The organism is Pseudoalteromonas sp. TP27 (genome assembly GCF_056470645.1).
This window is the reverse complement of the sequence record NZ_JARDAK010000012.1, coordinates 46,908-68,710: the sequence shown is the minus strand read 5'-3', so window position 1 is coordinate 68,710 and position 21,803 is coordinate 46,908. Positions and strand designations below refer to the sequence as shown.

16 protein-coding genes are annotated in these 21,803 nt (G+C 39.8%); 7 read left to right on the top strand and 9 right to left on the bottom strand.

Annotated elements, in window-relative coordinates:
* Positions 1-127 precede the first annotated feature (127 nt).
* From PX700_RS14275 to PX700_RS14265, 3 genes are all read left to right on the top strand, one after another.
* Positions 128-571: a Z-ring associated ZapG family protein gene (locus PX700_RS14275; RefSeq protein WP_479521058.1), complete on the top strand. Its 444-nt coding sequence runs from the start codon at positions 128-130 to the stop codon at positions 569-571.
* Positions 572-701: 130 nt separating this feature from the next.
* Positions 702-2,054: a Do family serine endopeptidase gene (locus PX700_RS14270; protein WP_479521057.1), complete on the top strand. Its 1,353-nt coding sequence runs from the start codon at positions 702-704 to the stop codon at positions 2,052-2,054.
* A 102-nt stretch (positions 2,055-2,156) separates the two neighbouring features.
* Positions 2,157-3,239 (top strand): trypsin-like peptidase domain-containing protein, encoded by a 1,083-nt coding sequence (locus tag PX700_RS14265; RefSeq protein ID WP_479521056.1) that lies wholly within the window; start codon positions 2,157-2,159, stop codon positions 3,237-3,239.
* A gap of 545 nt (positions 3,240-3,784) precedes the next feature.
* On the opposite strand, the gene PX700_RS14260 is transcribed toward PX700_RS14265, so the two are convergent.
* The 4 genes from PX700_RS14260 to PX700_RS14245 all read right to left on the bottom strand — a co-directional run bounded on the left by PX700_RS14260 (position 3,785) and on the right by PX700_RS14245 (position 9,677).
* Positions 3,785-6,436 carry a DUF2339 domain-containing protein gene (locus PX700_RS14260; protein WP_479521055.1) on the bottom strand — a complete coding sequence of 884 codons (2,652 nt, stop codon included), beginning with the start codon at positions 6,434-6,436 and terminating at the stop codon, positions 3,785-3,787.
* Positions 6,437-6,563: 127 nt separating this feature from the next.
* Positions 6,564-7,925: a hypothetical protein gene (locus PX700_RS14255; protein ID WP_479521054.1), complete on the bottom strand. Its 1,362-nt coding sequence runs from the start codon at positions 7,923-7,925 to the stop codon at positions 6,564-6,566.
* 164 nt (positions 7,926-8,089) lie between these two features.
* Positions 8,090-8,995: a GGDEF domain-containing protein gene (locus tag PX700_RS14250; RefSeq protein WP_479521053.1), complete on the bottom strand. Its 906-nt coding sequence runs from the start codon at positions 8,993-8,995 to the stop codon at positions 8,090-8,092.
* A 97-nt stretch (positions 8,996-9,092) separates the two neighbouring features.
* The gene (locus PX700_RS14245; RefSeq protein WP_169061197.1) at positions 9,093-9,677 is read right to left on the bottom strand and encodes a YqaA family protein; all 585 of its coding nucleotides are present in this window, start codon (positions 9,675-9,677) and stop codon (positions 9,093-9,095) included.
* Positions 9,678-9,864: 187 nt separating this feature from the next.
* Between PX700_RS14245 and PX700_RS14240 the strand changes: the two genes are divergently transcribed.
* Complete coding sequence (locus PX700_RS14240; RefSeq protein ID WP_479521052.1) at positions 9,865-11,115, top strand: TMEM143 family protein; 1,251 nt, start codon at positions 9,865-9,867, stop codon at positions 11,113-11,115.
* Between the two features lie 85 nt (positions 11,116-11,200).
* Here PX700_RS14240 and PX700_RS14235 read toward each other — a convergent pair whose 3' ends face one another.
* From PX700_RS14235 to PX700_RS14220, 4 genes are all read right to left on the bottom strand, one after another.
* The gene (locus PX700_RS14235; protein WP_479521051.1) at positions 11,201-14,347 is read right to left on the bottom strand and encodes an efflux RND transporter permease subunit; all 3,147 of its coding nucleotides are present in this window, start codon (positions 14,345-14,347) and stop codon (positions 11,201-11,203) included.
* Positions 14,348-14,355: 8 nt separating this feature from the next.
* Entirely contained in the window at positions 14,356-15,603 is a 1,248-nt protein-coding gene (locus PX700_RS14230; RefSeq protein ID WP_479521050.1) for an efflux RND transporter periplasmic adaptor subunit, read from the bottom strand.
* A gap of 2 nt (positions 15,604-15,605) precedes the next feature.
* Positions 15,606-16,862, bottom strand: a complete 1,257-nt coding sequence (locus PX700_RS14225; RefSeq protein ID WP_479521049.1) for a TolC family protein — start codon at positions 16,860-16,862, stop codon at positions 15,606-15,608.
* Between the two features lie 133 nt (positions 16,863-16,995).
* Positions 16,996-17,304, bottom strand: a complete 309-nt coding sequence (locus PX700_RS14220; RefSeq protein WP_415636719.1) for a hypothetical protein — start codon at positions 17,302-17,304, stop codon at positions 16,996-16,998.
* A 97-nt stretch (positions 17,305-17,401) separates the two neighbouring features.
* Here PX700_RS14220 and PX700_RS14215 point away from each other — a divergent pair, with 97 nt between their 5' ends.
* Entirely contained in the window at positions 17,402-17,788 is a 387-nt protein-coding gene (locus PX700_RS14215; protein WP_415636720.1) for a MerR family transcriptional regulator, read from the top strand.
* Positions 17,789-17,853: 65 nt separating this feature from the next.
* On the opposite strand, the gene PX700_RS14210 is transcribed toward PX700_RS14215, so the two are convergent.
* Complete coding sequence (locus PX700_RS14210; RefSeq protein ID WP_415636721.1) at positions 17,854-18,999, bottom strand: iron-containing alcohol dehydrogenase; 1,146 nt, start codon at positions 18,997-18,999, stop codon at positions 17,854-17,856.
* Positions 19,000-19,183: 184 nt separating this feature from the next.
* On the opposite strand from PX700_RS14210, the gene PX700_RS14205 reads away from it, so the two are divergent.
* Complete coding sequence (locus tag PX700_RS14205) at positions 19,184-20,068, top strand: AraC family transcriptional regulator (RefSeq protein ID WP_479521048.1); 885 nt, start codon at positions 19,184-19,186, stop codon at positions 20,066-20,068.
* 104 nt (positions 20,069-20,172) lie between these two features.
* A complete protein-coding gene (locus PX700_RS14200) occupies positions 20,173-21,795 on the top strand; it encodes a sensor domain-containing diguanylate cyclase (RefSeq protein WP_479521047.1) in 1,623 nt (540 codons plus the stop codon).
* Positions 21,796-21,803: the final 8 nt, after the last annotated feature.

The window sequence follows — 21,803 nt, the reverse complement described above, 5'->3', positions numbered from 1 at the left end:
ACAGTAAAAACGCAGTTTAATTTGTAAAGCATATTAACACGCATCTTAACTCGGGGTATATTACACTTAATATGATTTATAATTGAATCAAGCATTCGTTAGTTATTTTCCCAAAGGGGTAGTTTTTATGGGCACAGTTATGTGGGTAGGTTTAATTGTTATTGTTGCTGTTGTAGCATTTTTTATTGGTGCATTTGTTACTAAAAAACAATTCAAACAAGATGAACTAAAAGAGCAAGCTGAACAAGCACAAAGTGCGCTTGAGCAGTATCGTCAAGATGTCGCTGATCATTTAGCGAATACAGGTAAGCTCGTAAATAAAATGAAAGAAAACTATGACCAACTGCTTAGTCATGTTGAGGACACAAACCAGCTTCTTTTAGAAGATAGAAATAAAGCACCAGCAGAACCTTATTTTTCTAAAGAAACGACAGAACAACTACAAGCGTCTTTAAAAGAGCGTCGTTCAGACCGTTCTTCTGCAAAAGCACAACCCGCTGATTACGTATCGGGTGAATCTGGTTTATTTGCTGGTCAAAATAAAGTTTCAGAACATTCTAAAGCATCTTGATGAACTTTTTTTAGACCCCATAGTCTTTAGATATAACAGCTTTGTTGTTTATCTTAACAAACCAAAAAGGGCTGCTGCAAAGTAGCCTTTTTTGGTTTTTGCTTTATCTTAAGTGGAGTTATCCCTGACTATGAAAATGAAATTATCACTTATCAGCGCAGCTATTTTATCTACAAGCTTATTAATGAGCCCTGTAGCGTCTTATGCAAAAATGCCAATTGCAGTAAATGGTCAACAACTACCCACTCTAGCCCCCATGCTAGAGCAAATATCTCCTGGTGTTGTAAGTATCCAAGTTTCAGGCTCTAAAGAAGTACGCCGCCGTGCAGATCCACTCGAATACTTTTTTGGACAACAGCAGCCTCGTAGCCAAAAACGCCAATTTAGTGGTTTAGGCTCAGGGGTAATTATTAATGCCGATGAAGGCTATGTGGTAACTAACAATCATGTTATTCAAGATGCCGAAAAAATGGTGGTTACTCTCGAAGATGGCCGTGAATTTGAAGCAACTAAAATTGGTACCGATACAGAATCTGATATCGCTCTTTTACAAATAGACGCTGATGACTTAACTGAAATAAAACTCGCAAACTCCGATAGCTTACGAGTGGGCGACTTTGCGGTTGCGATTGGTAACCCATTTGGACTTAGTCACACAGTAACCTCTGGTATTGTTAGTGCGCTTGGTCGTAGTGGTTTAAACATTGAAGGTTACGAAGATTTCATTCAAACCGATGCTGCTATTAACCAAGGTAACTCTGGCGGTGCACTCGTTAACTTAAATGGTGAGTTGATTGGTATTAATACCGCTATTTTAGGTGCTTCTGGCGGTAACGTGGGCATTGGTTTTGCCATTCCATCTAATATGATGAAAAATCTAGTTGATCAAATTATTGAACATGGTGAAGTACGTCGTGGCTCGCTAGGTATTTCAGGTCGTCCACTTGATGCAGGACTTGCAAAAGCGCAGCAACTTGATGTGAAACAAGGTGCTTATGTAATGCAAGTAATGGACGACACTGCCGCAAGTAAGGCTGGAATTGAAGCTGGTGATGTTATTGTTAGCATTAACGGTGGCGATATTAGTGGTTTCCACGAACTACGCAGCAAAATAGCGACCCTGGGTGAAGGCCGTGAGATAAAACTAGGCATTTACCGCGATGGTAAAATTAAAACAGTAAAAGTAACGCTTGATGGCGCATCTGGTGTTACAGCGACAGGCGAAGAACTACACCCAGCATTCCAAGGTGCAGAGCTCGAAAACGTGCAAAAAAACAGTAACAAAGGTGTTGAGATTACTTCAGTAGATCCTCGCTCACCTTCTGCCCGTGTTGGCCTTGAAGAAGGCGATATTATTATGCAAGTGAATCGTCAACGAGTAGAAACAATTCGCGACATGAATAAAATCATCGACAGTACAAAAGGTAATATAGTACTTGGCGTGCAACGTGGTCGTGAGTCTATATTTATTTTGATTCAGTAATAAATAGCACTATTAATGTAATAAAAATAACAGTGGCACTTGCCGCTGTTATTTTTTTTATGTCATCATAAAGAGATTGCTCACTTACATAATAAGAAAATCGTGCTGAAACTAATAAAATTTATTCTTCCCCCTTTATTTGCAGGTCTAAGTATTGCTTTTTTAGTGGTTTTTTTCAGCCCTAATATGCGAGCGGCTTTACTTCCAAATGTTCCCCTACCAAGCGCTATGAGTGCGAGTCATCTGAGTTTTTCTGACGCTGTTAAACGAGCGGCCCCTTCTGTGGTTACTATTTTTTCAGAAAGCATTTCCAAAGAACCCCGTTATAAAAGAAAAAACACGGTACAAGAGCTAGGCTCTGGCGTCATCATGTCGCAAGACGGTTATATTCTTACTAACTACCATGTTGTTAATAATGCAGATCAAATTATGGTTATTCTAACCGATGGTCGACGCTTTTTTGATGTGCAGCTAATTGGTTTTGATACTATTACTGATTTAGCCTTACTTAAAATAAATGCAGATCACCTTCCGGTAATTCCTGTAAACGATAGCTATGTATCGAGCGTAGGCGATGTGGTACTTGCTATAGGTAACCCGCTTAACTTAGGTCAAACAATCACCCAAGGCATCATTAGCGCAACGGGTAAGCAAAAAATTACAGACAGTCCGTACAATAACTTATTACAAATGGATGCGGCTATTAACGTGGGCAACTCTGGCGGCGCACTAGTTAACTCCAATGGCGATTTAGTCGGTATTACTTCTGCGCAGTTTAAAACGCGTGAAAACTTGAACATTCAAGGAATATTCTTTGCGGTGCCTTACTCACTTGCTAAAAAAGTAATGGGTAAACTCATTCGCCATGGTCGCGTTGTACGTGGCTATTTAGGCTTTGAAGGCACAGCAGTAGATAGTACCGGTAAAGAAATAAACGACAGCCTAACCCCTGTTACTGGCATGCGCATTACTAATTTAGACCCCTTGGGCCCTGCATGGCAAGCAGGTATTGAAGAGCAAGATATTGTTATTAAAATTGCAGGGTTGTCGGTAGTAAACCCACAAAAAGTGCTCGAAAAAATAGGTAATACAGAACCTGGTAAAGAAATAGAGTTTGAGCTTTACCGAAATGGTAAAATAGAAAAAATAATGGTGGTGGTGGCTGAACTTGAAACAAAGCTATAAAGATAGCTCCCCCTCTATTAGTATTGCTAATAGTGCTGCTAATTCTTACTGGAACGTTACTCTAACAAAAATAGGTTAACGGTTTTAATATAAGGCCAGATTATCTTCGCTTCTGGCCTTATATTAAGCTTATGATTCGAACCAGTACTCTTAAGTTTAAACAAGTATTTATGGATTCAACGCAAAGCTTTATACCAATCTGCTTATATATGGGGTCTATTTAACGTTAAGAAAATTACGCTAAAACTAGGCAAAAATTTTTATATCTAGTTGTTCTCGGCAATTGCTCCCTGCATTGCTCTACCTCCTGCATCCATGCAGTCGTAAATAAAAAATTTTTAACGACGTTATAGTGCAATTTAATTCGTTAAATTGATCAAAGGTTTATGCAGGTTGGTATTACTTTGCCTTTAAAAATACAACTCGTTAATCATATAAATAAACCACCTTTGCCATCAGGATACTTTAGCCAAGTTTATAGCACGCATTTTAAATTTAACGATTGCGTAATAAACTCGACTCTACAAGAGGCATAAAAGCTGCGCCTAATTGACTCGACTTCTAAGCTTTTGGAACAACCAACTTAATCCCACTAACGAAAGCCCTAATCCAATAAACGAAAGCGCTTTAAGTAATCCCGTTAAGTTAGCCATATCAATTAAAAACACTTTAACAATAACAGCAGCTAGTAAACCTAAGCCTACTTTTTGTATTAATAACTGATTTTTAAGGTGACCAAAAATAACAGTACCTGCCCCTAGTATTAACCAAATAACCGAGTAACTATAAAGCTCTGCGCTACTTGCGCCTTTTGATAAGTAAATGTAAGGCCCTTGCCAGTATTGGCGAATAAAACTATTTATTGCCAATAATACAAAGCCACCCGCTACAGCTAATATAAATGGCGTAGCCTTAGCATTTATTGGTTTTATAAGTTTGGCTAGCCAAAGTGTTAGCCCTGCAGGCACTAACCATAATAGTAATAACCAGTTAAATATTGGCAGCTCACCTATGTAAAGTGATTCAAATAATGGGTTATCGTCAAGCAAGGTTTTAATAGCAAAAAGCCCTGCTAATCCTGCAAGTACAAAGCCCGCCACTTGGTATAACTTAGCTAAAGTACCGGCAAGTTTTGATCTGTGTAAATACACACACCCTAATGCAAGCCAGTTACAGGTAAGGAGTATTTGTTCGTAAAAGTTAAGTGAATCAAATTGCGGATAATGCCCTACTAACTGATAACTTGTTTCGGTGGTAATAAAAAGCGCTAAACAATGAAGGGCCGCACCTTCGAGCCATACTTTTAATTGTGATGTTTTAAAGCACTTAGCTGCGGCAAAAAATAACGCAATACATAACGGATAAACCACTATGCTCCAATGCAAACCAAATACCGTAAGTGCATCGTAACTTGGAGTCCAAGGCGCAAGCGTTAAGCGCAGTAATAACGCGGCAACTAATGCTTTAATAGGCCAATGCGGCATAGGCACGCTATAGCGCTTTATAAGTACGCTTATAAGTAATACTTGTACAGCAAGTGCAATAGTTAAACCGCTGTCACTTAGTAGCATAGTAATTGCTAACGTAATATTGGCATTAGCGCCTACCCAATAAGTAAAACGCTGAAAAAGCGTTGTACTATGTTGCGCGAGATGCTGCGCACACTTTATTAAAATAGCCGCCACTACAAACAGTACAACAGCCCAAAGTGGATATGCAGTACTTAACGCAGAATTAGGAATAAGCGAATATAAAGTCGCTATCATTACAAATGCGCTAAACGCCCCCGTAACATGAAATGCCAAACGCTTAATCTGTTTTTTACCGTAATAAAGCCCAAAAGCCGTCAGTAACAACCCGAGTAATAAACCCAAACCGTATTCATTTTTGAATATAAAAAGCGCGTCATCAAATAGATTTGGCGAAAGATGCGTGCGCTCAGCGCCTATCACTAATAGCGTTGAACTTGCTAATGCTACGCCCTGCCAAATATCCCAACGGCTATTTTTGAGTACTAAAAATAACATTAGTACAATACTTAACACGCCGATTGTTTGCCACTGCATATCAAAGTGACTTATTAGCATGGTAAATATTAAGGGCGCTATAAAGGCGAGTAGTAATACATGATCTGGAAGCACGTTAATTAAACGTTTTAAACTGTGCGGACGGAGCTCTATAACGTTCAATTTTAAGCCCAACCGCGGTATAGCAATTAACCCTATAATACTAAGTAAAGCAAACGTCCCCATTAACCAAACGGTATTAACTTTAAGTAACGTAAAACCAACTAAATACCAGCCAATGTGCCCAGCCCATAGTAAATACCATAGCCAAACACGCTGTACTTTATGTGCAACTAACGCAGCCGACAGGCTTACAAAGCCAACATACATTAACAGCGCAAACAAGTTACCACTGCCAGTGCTAACCCATATTGGTACGCTGTAAGCGCCAATAATACCAAGTACGGCTAATAGCGGGCCTAACCTAAGCGCCATCGCACTTGCACTAATTGCTATAATAGCTAATGCAAAAAATGCCACGGTAGGGCTCAGCATGTCGTAACTGCTGTAAGCTAAAAGCGTTAAAGCAAAACAGGTAATAAACCCACCACTAGCAAGCGCTGCGGGTATGTAATTATTAAAGCCTTCAAATATAATGCGTTTATGGTGTAAATAAGCTGCAGCTGCAATTAAGCCAAGTCCAAATAAGCCGCCTAAGCTCAGCCTCATTACAGGCGAGAGTAAACCCGCCTCTAGGCTGTATTTAGCTAAAAATATGCCTCCAAAAGCAAGTGCGATAGCGCCTATCCAGGTCATCCAGTTTTGCTCAAACCCTGCGCGTAGTTTATTAAAGAGTAATTCTATGGCTGATGCTTTAGCTGGTTTGGCTTTTTTAGGAGGTGCTGATGGCTGATTTATTACAGGTGGCGACGCGCTTTGGGACGTTAAGTTTGGCTGTGCTTTATAAGCGATTGGCTCAGACCTTGAAAGCGCTGCCTGAGCAGTAGATGCTTCGCTTTGAGGTTCACTTTGCGATATCGGTTTTTGTGTTTGTAAGTGTGTTACTTTGGCCCTTAAAACAGCAACCTCTTGTTTTAATCCATTTAACTGCACTAGCGCTATTAAGCCGCAAATAGCACCGGCAACTACAACCAGTATTACTATAACGGCTAACCCAACTAAATCATCCATGGCACACTCTTATTAATTATTATGCCCTGAGTGTACCTAATTATTAATGAGTAGGTAAATTTTGTTCAATAAAAAAGCCTAAGCGCTTGTAGGCGTTTAGGCTTTACACTACTTAAAATATGTAAATTTATTCAATACTATCGGTAATAGTGCGCTCTAGGGTCATTTTATAACCTGAGCTTGTTGTTTCATCATGCTCTAAAATCAATATGTAATTACCCTCTTGTGTAAAGTCCATATCGCTTTGTTGAATAAGCACAATTTGCTGACCGTTATCTTCATATACAGCATAAACAGTGTAGACTTGGTTATCTACAACTTGCTCTTCTTGGTCATACTTATCTAGGCTATCAACTACGTTACTGGTGTCGTCTACTGTTTCGCCGTTAAGAGTAAAGTATACATCAACATCTGAAACCGACTGCCCTGCGTAGCTTTCAATTAGGTTTACAACCGATACTGTATGACTGTAGCTACTTGGTGTTAAGTTTTCTTCAACGCTCATCATGCGTAAGCCGTTATCAACGTCGTTATAAAAAATACCCACCGCGCTTTGCTCGCGCTCTAGCGTCATTAAAAAGTTATCAGCGAGTTTAGTACCTTCTTCGTCATACATAGCAACGCTATAACTATTAGGCGAAAGCTCAACGTAGTCAGTATACGAGTCACTTGCTACTGTATTTGTTGTATTTACAGTTGTACCGCGTGTAGTCGAAAAACTTACTGGCGAATAGTCATCAACCGTATTTATAAAGCGTAATTGCCCTAACGCAGATTGGTGCTTAAGTTCAGTTACGTAGTTATTATCGGTTACTACATCAAGCGTAATACCACCGTCTCCTGTTGCATAACTTGGGCGAATCATCGCTACATAACTTGCTTCATCGTATAAATAAACAGATGACGACTCATACATAACATCACTGCTACCTGCTTGAGTTATGTAAATAGTGTAATAACCTTCATCAATACTTTGCAGGTCTAACTCACCTAAATATTGAGCCGATGAAAAAAGTGTCGCGCTTTCAAATACGCCATCATCAGTTGCTAAATAAATATCGTAGTTAGTGTCCTCCCCTGCAATATTATAAAACCCTAAGTTAAACTCACCCGTGTCGCTTGTAATAGGTACGCTAAGCTCTGTAAATGTAGGCTCATCAAAGTTACCACTCATTACGATTAACTGCGTTTTATCGCCTTTAATAGATACTTCTTGGTCGCTAATTGTTATATAGCTGTCGTTAGCATCTAGGTACTCAAAACTTACGTCAAAAGTGCCTGTGCTGTAGTTATGGCGAGTTGTTACATCGGCAAAATCAGCGCCTGAGCGCTCTGTTTCTTCAACAAATAGACGTGTGTATGGGCTGTTATACGAGCCATTATACATTTGAATGTAGCCTGTTGAGCTTGAACTATCATCAGAGCCACAGCCCGACAAAACAGTAATTAGAGTTAAGGGTAATGCAGCTTTTAAAAGGGAGTTGGTCATTAGGGTTATTCCTTATTATTAATATCCCCATTATGACCCAAACGTTCTATTTTAATTTCATGATTTACAAAGCATTACCCTCAATGACACTTCCTTACGAAAACGTTAAAAAGTGTTATAAATGTGCAAATAATAAGGACGTGCTTTTATATAATTAAGAATGCTTACGGGGCAACTTCAAAACGATCTCGACCATTCTTTTTAGCTAAATATAAAGCTTGATCGGCGCGTTTCATTACTGCATCTAGAGACTCGTTTGGCGTTTGCATTGCAACACCTATACTCACTGTTAAGTGGCGAATATTTTGAACATTAATAGTATGCGCAATGGTAATTAATTGCTGTGAAAAATCACAAGCTTGCATCATGCTACTTGTAGGTAAGTAGCCACCAAACTCCTCACCACCTAGGCGAGAAAATTTATTATTATGTACAAAAGCATTGTCATATTTGGTTGCTAATTCTTTAAGTACTAAATCACCAACATCGTGACCAAATTCGTCATTTATAGTTTTAAAGTGGTCTATATCGATAATTAAAATAACGTAAGGCGAATTATGAGAATTTTTAGCGTGTTGATAAAAGTAGCGTCTGTTATGTACCTTCGTTAAATCGTCAATAATTAGCTCACGTGCTAATCGGTTATTAATGACTTGTACAAAGCGCATCGTTTTAAATAAACCATAAGAAGTTAAAAGCATGCCGCTGGTTCTACATAAGTCTTCAAAATAAACACTTACCCAGTAAGGCTGAACAACTAACTCATCAAGCACATCAGCTGTCGTTCCAACGCTCCAAAGTAATAAACCAAAACTAGAAAAAATATATGCCTGTTTAGATAGCTCAGAACATTGAACCATCCAAAACAGAAATATAATGACAATTAAATTAATAAAATCGGTAGTAAAACCATACACATTGTTTTGTACATTTAAAGGAGGGAAAGTATCTAACGCGTAAACTGTAAACGTAACGATATAGATCAATAAAGCTAAACTGAAAACTCTATTGATCAAAGGCATTTTATAAAAGTTAGAAAGTTTAACGGTGAGTTTTACTGTTTCAATCATATTAATTGCTAGGTTTTCAGTACTTCATTTAAAAACTATAGCACAATAATAAAAACCCTCGCGAAGATAAAACCCACGATAACACTCAAAGTTACGCTTAAATCAAGGTACTAAGTCCCCATAATCCCAACACTAAAATAGTGATGCCAATCATCGCTTTAGTTTTATGTTTACTAATGATTCGCTCAGCTTCATTACCTGCATAATAAACAATAATAGCTAAGCCAAAGTAACGAATAGAACGTGCAATACCTGAGGCTAATAAAAACAGCCAAATAGAGTACTTAGTCGCGCCTGCAGCAAGCATCGCTATCTGAAACGGAATAGGCACAATGCCAAGCGTTATAACAAACCAAAAACCTTGGTCTTGCATTTGCTGTTTAACGTTTTCAAATTGCTCTGGGCTCGAAAACGTATTAATGATCCAATCACCAACCGCATCAAATAAATAGTAACCCAATGCATAGCCAAAAAGTGCACCTACAATACAACCTAAAGTAGCCATTAACGCGATAAGCCATAGCTTCTCTCTACGAGCTTGCATTAGCGGCACCAGCACTGCCTCAAGCGGAATGGGCACTATGGTTGATTCTAAAAACGACGCTACGGTAATACCGCTAAGCATATGCTTAGAGTCGATAAAGTTACGTGTTTTTTCTTTTAACTTTTTTTGAATGGCCATATGCATTCCTTATCGTGGCGAAAGTAAGTATGAACGGCTTTAATCATTACACAATCAGGTTAATACAGCCTGAAAATACTTAACTTTGTTGGTCAGCTATTTATCATTAACAAATTCGCAATACTTATAAGAATATTTTATTATGTGCCCATACAGTTAGATTCCCTATCACAGTAGTTATTAATTTATGCAAAGTGCGCGTTTTATTCCCTTCAGAAAGCAAGATATTGTTGATATGTGTAGCGAAGAGCTCAATAACAACACACAAAAAACATCGTTTAAACAGTTTTGTGATTTACTAGCCAGCCTTATTCATTACGATTACCACGCAACACTTGAGTCACTTAAAAACAACTATGCGCCGTTTGATCCCAATAGCGATACGCGATCGTTAGCCCCCGTATCGGTTGATCAAAAAGCGCAGTGCCAACGTGATTTTGCTAAAGATTTTGCCAAGGTACTTAATGCCGCTAATTTTGAAGTGATCACCAATGAAGACTTACAAGATGCATTAAACGAAGAATCATTGTTTAAAGTGCGCCTTGAGGTTGAATTTGACGACTTTGAAGAAGTAGTTTTTTATCGCCGTGGCGAGTCGCAACTTAGTGAAACCATCACCAGCTTTTGGGGCCTTCGTAAAAAGCCGTTGCACTTTACTAATTACGATCGCGTAGCGGTGTTTATTCGCTTTAAAGATAGCGCTTATTTTAAAGCTAAAAATAAAACGCCTCTGGGGTTTGAGCCAAGTTCAACCATAGTAAAGTTGTTTCAAAATGTACCTAAGGCCGATCTTGAAATGCTATTTCCTAATAGCGAAGTGCGCATGCGCCCTATCGATAAGGTCATTATTGGCTCGTCTGCTTTGGTTGGTGGTGCAGTGGTACTTATTACTAAATTGGGCGCATCACTCATATTATTATTTGCAGCGTTTGCTTTTTGGGGTGGCTTTAGAAGTGAGGCCGTAGAAATGACTCAACAACACTTTATTACCTTTGCTATTGGCATGGGCGTGTTTGGCAGCTTTATTTTTAAAGAATGGAGTAAATTTAAAAATCGTAAAATTAAATTTATGAAAGCCCTTAGCGATAACCTCTATTTTAAAAACCTCGATAACAACGCGGGCGTATTTCACACGCTTATAGACGCGGCCGAAGAAGAAGATATAAAAGAAGCCTTACTTGCTTATACTTTTTTATTAAAATCAGAAAATGGCTTAACCGCACAAATACTTGATGAACAAATAGAGCATTGGTTTAAAAGCAAATATCAGTGCAGTCTTGATTTTGAAATTACCGATGCGCTTGAAAAGCTGGTGCGTATGCGTTTAGTAACGTGTAGTAACGAAATAGAGGGAACTGACGTGTATAGTGCGCTAAATCTAGAGCAGGCAAAAACTATTCTTGATGAGCACTGGGATAATCTTTTTCAATATAATTAATATAGTATTTTTGCTAAATAATACCCAAATAAAAAAGCAGCTGTAATTACAGCTGCTTTTTTTATTAACTTTAAATCGATAATATTTAGACTAACTCAGCTTCTTTTTGCTTATTAAACTTTGCATGCACTAATTTATAAAGTGCAGGTAAAATTAACAGCGTAAGTAAAGTTGATGAAATAATACCGCCAACCACCACGGTTGCCAGTGGTCTTTGTAGCTCAGCGCCGGTACCTGTATTTAGCGCCATAGGAACAAACCCTAAGCTTGCCACTAAAGCGGTCATTAGTACTGGGCGCAAACGCGAAAGTGCACCGGTTTCAATCGCATCTATTAAACTAAGTCCATCGGCTCTTAATTGCTTGATAAACGACAGCATAACCACGCCATTTAATACTGCAACACCACTTAGCGCGATAAAGCCAACGCCTGCTGATATTGAAAGCGGCATGTCGCGTAGCAATAACGCAAGCACGCCACCAGTAAGCGCAAGTGGTACGCCGCTAAATATAATTAACGAATCACGCAGCGATCCAAACGCGCTATAAAGTAGGCCAAATATAAGTAATAAAGTAACTGGCACCACTAGCGATAAACGCTTACTTGCCGATTCTAACTGCTCAAATGTGCCGCCATATTCAATCCAATAACCACTCGGTAAATTAAGATCTGAATTTAAAGCGGCTTGCGCGTCGCTTACAAAGCTTGCTAAGTCGCGTCCTTCTACGTTTGCAGTAACAACAACATTACGCTTACCACTTTCACGGTTTATTTGGTTAGGTCCTTTATCAATACTAATAGTTGCCACTTCGCCAAGCGGTACAAATGCAAGATCTGGGTTAGCGCTTTTTGGCACCGCTACTGGCAAACGCGCAAGCTGTGTTATATCGCTCGACCAGCGTTCGTCCAAACGCACTAATAATGAAAAGCGTTTATCACCTTCGTAAATAAGTCCCGTTTGCACACCGCCTACCGCTGCGCTCACACTTTGCTGTATATCAGTTACCGTTAAACCTAACAGCGCCATGTGGTCGCGAAGTGGCGTTACAGAAAGCGTTGGCAGCCCTTCCATTTGCTCAAGGCGTACATCAGTTGCACCGGTTATGTTTTGCACCAAGGTTGTGGCTTTTTCGCCATACTCTTTTAATGTTGATAAGTCATCGCCATAAATACGCACTGCCACATCGGCGCGCACCCCTGCTATTAACTCGTTAAAGCGCATTTCTATTGGCTGCGTAAACTCATAGTTATTACCTGGTACTTCATTTACTAAATGGCGAATTTGCTTAACAAGTTCTTCTTTGCTTAAAGCAGGGTTAGGCCATTGTTCGCGCGGTTTTAACATTAAAAAGGTGTCGGCAACGTTAGGTGGCATAGGATCGTTTGCTACATCGGGCGTACCAATTTTTGAAAATACTTTTTCAACTTCAGGTATGGCTAAAATGGCTTGCTCTAGCTCTTTTTGCATTTTTACTGATTGCTCAATACCGGTGCCGGTAATGCGCAGAGCATGCATGGCTATGTCGCCCTCATCAAGTTGCGGTAAAAACTCAGCGCCCATATTTTTAACTTTAAAGCCAAGCGCAATCACTAAAACACCCGCAATACTAACCATAACCCACGGTAATTTAAGCGATAAACCAAGTAGCGGTTTATAGCCTTTTTTAATACCGCGCATAACCGCATTTTCGCTTTCATCAACTTTGCCACGTACAAATACCGCAATAGCAGCTGGCACAAACGTTACTGCAAAAATAAGTGCGCCTACTAACGCCGCAACCACGGTAAACGCCATTGGCTGAAACATTTTGCCTTCCACGCCGCTCAGTGCAAATAATGGTAAGTACACCAGCATAATAATTAAAATGCCAAATACCGCAGGGCTGAATACTTCTTTAGTGGCGGCGGTTACTACATTTAAACGCTCGTTTAACGTAAGTAGCCTGCCATGTTTATGCTGCGCCACGCCAAGTTGGCGCAAGCAGTTTTCAACCACAATAACAGCGCCATCAACAATTAAGCCAAAGTCGATTGCGCCTAGGCTCATTAAATTACCCGATACCCGATTACCCACCATGCCTGTAATGGCAAATAGCATACTGAGCGGAATAACCATTGCCGTAATAAGTGCACCGGTTACGTTACCTAATAGCAGTAGTAAAATAACGACCACCAGCACTGCGCCTTCAAATAGGTTGGTTTTTACGGTCGCTATGGTTTTATCAACAAGGGTCGTTCTGTCGTACACGGCCTCAACTACAACGCCTTCAGGTAAGCTTAGTTGTACGGCTTTGAGTTTATCAGCCATGGATTTTGCTACTACGCGGCTGTTTTCGCCAATTAGCATCATAGCGGTACCGAGAACGGTTTCTTCGCCGTTGTACGTTGCAGCGCCTGTTCTGAGCTCTTTGCCTAAACGCACGCTAGCCACATCTTTTATGCGAACCGGTGCATCATCGCGCTTAGCAACAACCGTGTTAGCTATGTCATCAATGGTTTTTAATTGCCCAGGTGAGCGCACTAAGTATTGTCCGTCAAAGCGCTCTATAAATCCCGCACCTTGATTACTGTTATTTAATTTAAGTGCCGTAATTACATCACTTAATGTGAGCTTATAAGCCAGTAGTTTTTCAGGCATTGGCGCTACTTGGTATTGGCGCTCAAATCCCCCTTGGCTGTTTATTTCGGTAACCCCTTTTACTTTTAATAACTGCGGACGAATAACCCAATCTTGCAAGGTACGTAAGTCTTCTGCGTTAAATGGGGTACCATCGTCTTTTAATGCGCCTTTATTTGCATGCACTGAGTAAGTAAAAATCTCGCCTAGACCGCTGGCAATAGGTCCTAAATTTGGCTCAATATTGGCTGGCAAGTCTGAGCGAATACTCTGAATGCGCTCACTAATTTGCTGGCGCGCCCAGTAAATATCGGTGCCTTCGTTAAAAATAACGGTTACTTGCGAGAGCCCATAACGCGAAATCGAACGAGTGTAATCAAGTTTTGGTATACCCGCCATTACGGTTTCGATTAAATAGGTAATGCGCTGCTCTGCTTCAAGCGGAGTAAACCCTGGCGCTTTGGTATTTATTTGAACTTGCACGTTAGTAATATCGGGTACGGCATCAACCGCCAAACGCTGCGTGTTATATACACCAAACCCTGCAAATAAAAGCGTGAGCGCAAGCACCATCATGCGGCGTTTAACCGCAAAAGAAACTATCCAGTTAATCATGCTGTCTCCTAGTGTGAGTGGCTTGCGCCGCTTTTTAAAATGTCTGCTTTTATCACATAACTATTCTCAGTTACGTACTCACTATTAGATGAAAGCCCTTCGAGTACTTCTACCCACTCACTGTTTTTAGCACCGAGTTTTACAGGGCGTACTTCAAAAACATTGCCGCTTTTTATAAATACGCTGGGTTTACCGTTAAATTCCTGAACAGCAATCGCTTTAACGCGTACAGCCGCGTCTACTTTTGCAGTGCTAATATCGCTATTAACGTGCATGCCTGGTCGCCAATGTCCGTCTGGGTTTTTAAGCTCAACCCGCGCGCGCGCAATATGCCCACCGCTCATCATGGGCGCTATAAAAAACACCTCGCCTTGTGCGTTTAAATGATGATGTAAGTCGTACACTTTAGCGTTTTGACCTATGGCTAACTTTTCAATATTTTCAGGAAATGCCGATAGCTCTACCCATACGGTTTCTAAGTTTACTATTTGCATTAGCGCACTATTTGCAAGCTCACCGGGCTTTAAATATTGCTCGGTAATAACACCCGTTATGGGGCTTTTTATGATGTAATTTTGCAGTGTTTCGCGGTTAGTTACGCTGGCAAGTTTGTCGCCTTTTTTAACGTTTTGACCAATGCTGAAAAATATATCGTTAACTAAACCGGTGTAAGGCGCCATTACTTCAACAGTGCCGTGCGCGGTTGGCGCTATTACACCAAATAAAGTATCAGTTAGCTCAACTGTGCCGCTCTTTGCTGTCTCAGTTTTAATACCTGCGCGCTCAATTGCTTGCTCGCTTAGTGTGGTGCGCCCTTCTTCTTGCTCATAATGATAATTTATTTCAGCCCCTTTATAGCGTGCCATAACGTCAAGTTTAAATGAGTGCGGCTCGTTTACACTTACGGTACTTACTAAATAATCATCTTCCGCTTTAAAGCGAATAAGCTGTGGTTTTTCACTCAAACGCTGCACATTAATAGTTACGTTTAACTGGTTTATATCAACGGCTTTATTGTTATCAAAACCATATATTCGCAGTTCAGTATTTCCTGCAAATTGCGTTAATTTAAGCTCTAAATTAAGTTTGTTATTAGTTAATAAAAAGCCGCCGTGAGGGCCTTTTTCTGCATGTTCGTCTTTATGACCTTCTTCGTGACTTTCTTCGTGATGATCGTCAGATGCCATAGCCGTGTTACTAAAAAGCGGGAATGCAAATAACTGCGTTATAAATAATGCGATAAGAGTTTTATTCATGATTAATTAGTCTCAATTAAAGGTTGGCCAGTTAAACGCTCAAGGGTAAGGTGCACTTGGTAAAGCTCGCTATGGGTGGTAATAAGTGCGCGTTTAGAGTCAAATAAAGCTTGTTGAGCGTCGAGTAATTGCAATACCGAAATTTGCCCTTGCTGATAGCTTTTTAAGCTTTGCTTTATAAGCGTTTGCGCTTGCGGAATTATCTGCTGCGTTAACAGCTTTGCTTGCGTGGTTTTACCTTTGTAATACGCGTAGAGCGTACGTACTTGTTGGCGCAGCTGAATACGCAATTGCCCTTGTTGTTCACTAAGCAATGTAAGCTGCTGCTGCGCCGCCTCAATATTACCACTGTTAGAATTACTAAGTTGTAGCGGCATAGAAAACGAAAATACAAACGAGCTGGCATCTGTTTGTTGGTTATAACGCACACCGCCGCCAAGTGTTAAATCGCTTTGCCCATTTGATTCTTGTAGCGATAAGTTAGCCGTTTGCTGCATATATTGTTGCTGTAGCAATGCAAATTCTGGTGCTGTATTTACCGCATCAAGTAATGCTTGCTCACTTTTGAGTTCAGTAACGCTAGATAAATCTCCCGCATAATAATCACTAACTAGCGGTTCTTGCCAAAGCTCATTAAGTGCTAAACGAGAGCGCTCAAATTCACTTTGTAGCATTGCAGTATTTAAATCCACTTGGCTTAATGCATAGCGCATACGGGTTACATCGGCTTGTGAAACCGCACCCGCTTCAGCACGTTTTTCAATCGCTTTAAGCGCCTGCTCAACAGTACTTTTACGTTCCTTATTTAAAGCAATTAGTGCCTGAAACTTAAGTACTTGGTAATAGCGTTCAGTTGTGGTGGCTAAAAGCGCTAAGCGCGTATTTTTATACTCAATTGTTTGCGCTTTTATATTTGCAGTTGCGTAATTAACGCGGTTTTGACGCTTATCGCCAAGCTCTATTAACTGGCTTAGCCCAAGCGTGTACTGCGCCCCCGAAAACGCATGAGAGCCGTGAGTTCCTAAAAAGTTTTCAGCTTCAAAATTCACCGTTGGGTTAGGTGAAAGCGTTGCTTGAGTTTTTAATGCACTCAATATTTTTTGATGGTAAGGGTAGCGTTTAAGCTGTAGGTTTTGCTGCTCAGTATTTGTAAGCGCCTGCTTAAGCGTTAATACGTTTTGATTTTCGCTGCTAGCAAATGCGCTAAATGCAGGCAATGCGCACAGTAGCGCCACCAGCATTATTGGTTTTTTATTCATATAGCGTGTCCGTTTTTTAACAAACAGTGGGTGTGTTACAAGTTGTAAGCACCCTAAATAGGCAAAATAGTACCTTTAACGCATATAAGCGCAGGCAATAAAATGCACTGAAATTATCTAAAAAATAATTAAACTAGCTAAGTGAATTAGGCGGCGGAACATCTGGCGGGTAATTTAAACCTTTGTAGCAAGCAGGCTGTGTTGCTTGGCTTTGCTCAGGACTTATTGAATGATTTAGCGTACTGTAGTAACCACAGTGGCAATGTTGGTGGGCATGAATTTCAGTCGGTGATTGAGCATCTTCATCTTCTAAACTTGTTTGAGAATGAATATAGCTAACGTGATCAACTTCTTCTTGTAAATGATACGCAGCAGCATCACAGCTAATAAAGCTGTGTACAAGCACTAATAATATCACGACTAAAAAGTAGTTTGAGCGCATTACCTACCTACAAAGTTTAAAAGAAGAGCTCAACAAATCACTTGAACATAACGAGAGCAGGCAACATAATAAACCGTCTAGTTACTGGAAGGTCAATATGCAAATTAAACAACTTTCAAATTTAGTTAATCTTAACGCAAAAACAATTCGCTATTACGAACAAATAAACCTTATTCCAGCCCCAAAGCGTGCTAGCAATGGATATAGAACCTATACCAAAGCCGATACCGACCGCTTAGTATTTATTCGCCGTTGCCGCGATTTACAAATTCCGATTGACGATATTAAAGCGCTGTTAGCGGCGCAAATACTTGGTGACGCATCGTGCGTAAAAGTTAATGGTATTATTGAAAATCAATTAATAAAAGTACGAGCTGCACAAAAAGAACTTAAAAAGCTCGAAGTATCGTTAGCAAATTTATTAACTAACTGCACCGAAAATACTATAAACGACTGCCAAATAATAAAAGAATTAAATAGTTAATACGCACAAAAAAGCCGCTAACTTTAAACGTTAGCGGCTTTTAGTTTTAAGTTACTTAAAGGTGATTAAGCAACAGCTTGTTCTAAAATTTCGCGGCTTTCTTTAAGCGTAATAGCTTGGTTTTCACCAAGTGCTAGCATGCCGTGCGCTTCAAGTTTACCAATAATATTGTCAATAGCAGCGGCTTTATCATCGCCATGTTCAGTAAGCACAGTAGCTACGTCAAGGCTGTGGTAAAACGCTTCAATTGCTGCAATTGTTTTCTCAGCTAAGTCGTCAGATTGCTCAAGACCAAATACGTTTTTACCCATTTGCTCTAGTTTTGCTTTTTTAACTGCAAATTGGTTGCGCAGTAAAGAAGGCTGAACAATAGCAAGTGAACGTGCATGGTCAACACCGTAAGCGGCTGTAAGCTCGTGGCCAATCATGTGCGTAGCCCAATCTTGCGATACACCAGAACCAATTAAACCATTAAGTGCTTGGTTAGCTGCCCACATAAGGTTTGCGCGCCATGCATCGTCTTGGCTTTCAAAGTTATCGCCTAATGTTTTAAGCGTTCTTAAAAGTGCCTCTGCGTAACCTTCTTGAACCAATGCTGTTTCAGGGAATGTTAGATACTGCTCACAGGTATGAACCCATGCATCTACTAAACCATTCACAAGTTGACGCTGTGGTAATGTTTTCATTACATCAGGGTCCATAATCGCAAATTTAGGCAGTACTTCTGGTGATGCAAACGGTAGTTTTTCCTTTGTTGCTTCTTTGCTCACAACTGAGTTTTGGTTAGACTCTGAACCCGTTGCAGGCAATGTTAATATTGCACCAATTGGTAATGCACTAGTAATAGTATGCTTACCAGTAGGAATATCCCAACCTTCACCATCGTAAACGGCAGATGCTGCAATGTATTTAACGCCGTCGATTACTGAACCGCCGCCTACACCCAGTACAAAGTCGATATCTTGTTCTTTACAAATTTTTACTGCTTGGTCTAACACTTCAATTGTTGGGTTAGCGCCAACGCCCGAAAACTCAACCCAATCAAAGCCTTCAAGTGCTGCTGCAACTTGGTCGTACACGCCGTTCTTTTTAATTGAACCGCCCCCGTACACTACAAGTACTTTTTGATCCTTTGCGATCAAATCAGTTAGTGAGGCAATTTGTTCTTGGCCGAACTGGATAAGTGTTGGATTTACGTAGCTAAATTTCATTATTTTGCTCCTAGGTGACGGTTAAATACTAAATAGAATGCTTAATTACTAACTAAGCCAAACTTCAATGAGTGCATATTAGTGGCAAAACAAACATTAAAAAAGCCCAATAACTCGCAAAAGCTTGCCTAAAACTGGCAAGATTGATATTTTACGCAAAATTCGTACGATAATAGATGTTTTAATGTCCTCAATAGCCAACATGATGCAAAAATTTGCAGAGCACAATAATTTACTCAACTTTGAAGGCAACATGGAAACCATTATTCCAGGTGTGTATTTTCATCGCGCAAGTAAAAGCTCGCCGCGCCAACCACTCATATATAACTCAGGTATTATTATTGTTGGCCAAGGACATAAAATAATTCATTTCCCTGAACATCAAATAAAGTATGGCGAAGGTGACTATCTTGTTTTAGGTGTACCCGTGCCACTTGAGTGCGAAGCTTTTACCGATAACAACCTGCCTGTAATGGGCATTGTTATAGATATAAACCCGGTAATGTTACACAAGCTAGTAAACCAAATAGGTACACATAAGCCATTCACTTCAGGGCAAATGAGTGGCGTTCAATCGGCTAAAATAGATGGCGCTATGGAGCAAGTAACTCACCGCTTACTTAGCGTGCTCAATAACCCTATTGAAGCAGACATTTTTGGCGAAGATATAGTAAAAGAATTGGTATATCGTGTGCTTTGCGGCCCACAAGGCGACACGTTAATAGGCCTTGCCATGCACGACGGTCACTATGCGCGCATAGCACGTACGCTCTCCACTATGCATAGTAGTTATGCAAACCAAATTACGGTTGAAGGGTTAGCTGAAGATGTAAATATGAGTGTATCGTCGTTTCATCGTGCTTTTAGACAAGTAACGTTTGAGTCACCATTACAGTATTTAAAAAAAGTACGCTTAGCTAAGGCCAAAGAGCTTATAACTAGTAGTGGAAGCAAAGCCAATGAAGCTGCATTAAAGGTTGGCTATACCAGCCCATCGCAATTTAGCCGCGAATTTAAGCGTCACTTTAATAAAACGCCAAGTGAAATGTTAACTCAATTACACAGCTAAACTACGCTACAAACAATTAGCTAATTGTTACTTTTATAGCGTAACAATTAGCTAAACGAGTAAGCTCTGCTACTATAAAAAAGTAGCTGAGTTTGGATGCGCTTATGGCCGATAAAAAAAATCATAAAAATACAGACCCTAATATTTTGCAGGGAGGGGTTAAATATGTATTTCTATTTTTTATTTACCTAATAGCATTTATTAGCAATGCAGCCGACAGTAGCAATGCAACCGACTTTTGCAATATAACACCTTTAAATAGCCAATCTGCTCTCTCATCTTTACAACTTAATACAACATCTAAACTTCTGGCCAAACGTGGCACAAACGAATTTCAGCTCAACTGCTCGTTAAAGCATGGTGGCGTACTTTCGTTTTTGCGCCCAGGCCTTGATAGCTTTACATGGCAGCAAAACGATATAATAAAACAGCCATTGAAATCGGGGCAAATTGCCTTTTTAATGGATTCAGGAAGCTTTACTGCCGTTATTACTCTTGAGTCAAAACTCAACTATACACCTCGATTTAAGTGGCAAAATACACAATTATTTTTTAAAAACACACAACAACATAATCTCATTATGGGTGCTTTTTATGGGCTATGTATTACGCTCATTTTTTACGTATTAATAATGGGCTATAGGCTGCATGACAGTATATTTAAGCTATACAGCGCCTATATTTTTTGTATTGGCAGCTTTGTTTTACTTCAAGAAGGCCAGCTCTATTTATTTATAACTGAGCACGTTTCATCACTCCTATTTGATTTATATTTACTCAGCATAGGCCTCACGGTACTCAGTGCTACATGGTTTATATGCGCGCTGCTTGAACTAAACACAAGCTGGCCAAAAACAAGTAAAGCTTTAAAAATTATGGCTAGTATTGTTATGTGCTTTTGTTTAATAAGAATATTGTTCAGCAATATTTTGATTTGGAAAGTAGCAGGCAACATAATGGCTTACGGCTCATTAGTTATTGTTACTATCATTTTTATTTTAGCAGCACTGCAAGCTCGTAAAGGAATACACGAAGCAACACTTGTTGTTATAGCGTTGAGCTTGGTGCTCGTAAGCATGATATTTAGAGTATTACTTATTAATCAAAATCCATTTATGCAGCGTTACGGATTTATTTTAGCTTTCGCTATAGAATCATTTTTACTTGCTGTGGCGGTGTCTAGAAGAATAAGTCGAATGCGTATCGCCAAAAAACAAGCAGAGTCGGAGGCGAACTACGATCACTTGTGTAATATTTTAAATAGGCGAGGTTGGAGCAAAAAGTCCAATTTACTCATTAAACAACACAGCGAGCAATCGGGTATTTTGTGCCTAATGTATATCGATCTTGATAACTTTAAACAAATAAACGATACATACGGCCACGATAGTGGCGACAAAGTTCTGTGCTGTGTAGCCAATTATTTAAAAAACAGCATGCGAAGAAGCGACGCTGTAGGAAGGATTGGTGGTGACGAATTTGTCGTACTTGCTCACTTTAACAATAACGACAAAGTAAACAGCAAAGTACATGAACTAGAACGCCAGTTAAACGAACTTGTAATAACACTAAACGGCAATAAGATTAATATACATGCAAGTGTGGGGCTTACTAATTTTAATGTTCCACCACACAGTATTGATCAAATTTTAAAGGCTGGCGACAGCGCCATGTATCAGCAAAAAATGCTGCGAAAAGTAAAACCACTGACTTTAGTTGATGGTTAGAGTCTCTT

Coding starts and splice junctions, on each gene's coding strand:
- PX700_RS14275 (WP_479521058.1), top strand. CDS start 128: ATGGGCACAGTTATGTGGGTAGGTTTAATTGTTATTGTTGCTGTTGTA.
- PX700_RS14270 (WP_479521057.1), top strand. CDS start 702: ATGAAAATGAAATTATCACTTATCAGCGCAGCTATTTTATCTACAAGC.
- PX700_RS14260 (WP_479521055.1), bottom strand. CDS start 6,436: ATGGATGATTTAGTTGGGTTAGCCGTTATAGTAATACTGGTTGTAGTT.
- PX700_RS14255 (WP_479521054.1), bottom strand. CDS start 7,925: ATGACCAACTCCCTTTTAAAAGCTGCATTACCCTTAACTCTAATTACT.
- PX700_RS14250 (WP_479521053.1), bottom strand. CDS start 8,995: ATGATTGAAACAGTAAAACTCACCGTTAAACTTTCTAACTTTTATAAA.
- PX700_RS14245 (WP_169061197.1), bottom strand. CDS start 9,677: ATGGCCATTCAAAAAAAGTTAAAAGAAAAAACACGTAACTTTATCGAC.
- PX700_RS14240 (WP_479521052.1), top strand. CDS start 9,865: ATGCAAAGTGCGCGTTTTATTCCCTTCAGAAAGCAAGATATTGTTGAT.
- PX700_RS14235 (WP_479521051.1), bottom strand. CDS start 14,347: ATGATTAACTGGATAGTTTCTTTTGCGGTTAAACGCCGCATGATGGTG.
- PX700_RS14230 (WP_479521050.1), bottom strand. CDS start 15,603: ATGAATAAAACTCTTATCGCATTATTTATAACGCAGTTATTTGCATTC.
- PX700_RS14225 (WP_479521049.1), bottom strand. CDS start 16,862: ATGAATAAAAAACCAATAATGCTGGTGGCGCTACTGTGCGCATTGCCT.
- PX700_RS14220 (WP_415636719.1), bottom strand. CDS start 17,304: ATGCGCTCAAACTACTTTTTAGTCGTGATATTATTAGTGCTTGTACAC.
- PX700_RS14215 (WP_415636720.1), top strand. CDS start 17,402: ATGCAAATTAAACAACTTTCAAATTTAGTTAATCTTAACGCAAAAACA.
- PX700_RS14210 (WP_415636721.1), bottom strand. CDS start 18,999: ATGAAATTTAGCTACGTAAATCCAACACTTATCCAGTTCGGCCAAGAA.
- PX700_RS14205 (WP_479521048.1), top strand. CDS start 19,184: ATGTCCTCAATAGCCAACATGATGCAAAAATTTGCAGAGCACAATAAT.
- PX700_RS14200 (WP_479521047.1), top strand. CDS start 20,173: ATGGCCGATAAAAAAAATCATAAAAATACAGACCCTAATATTTTGCAG.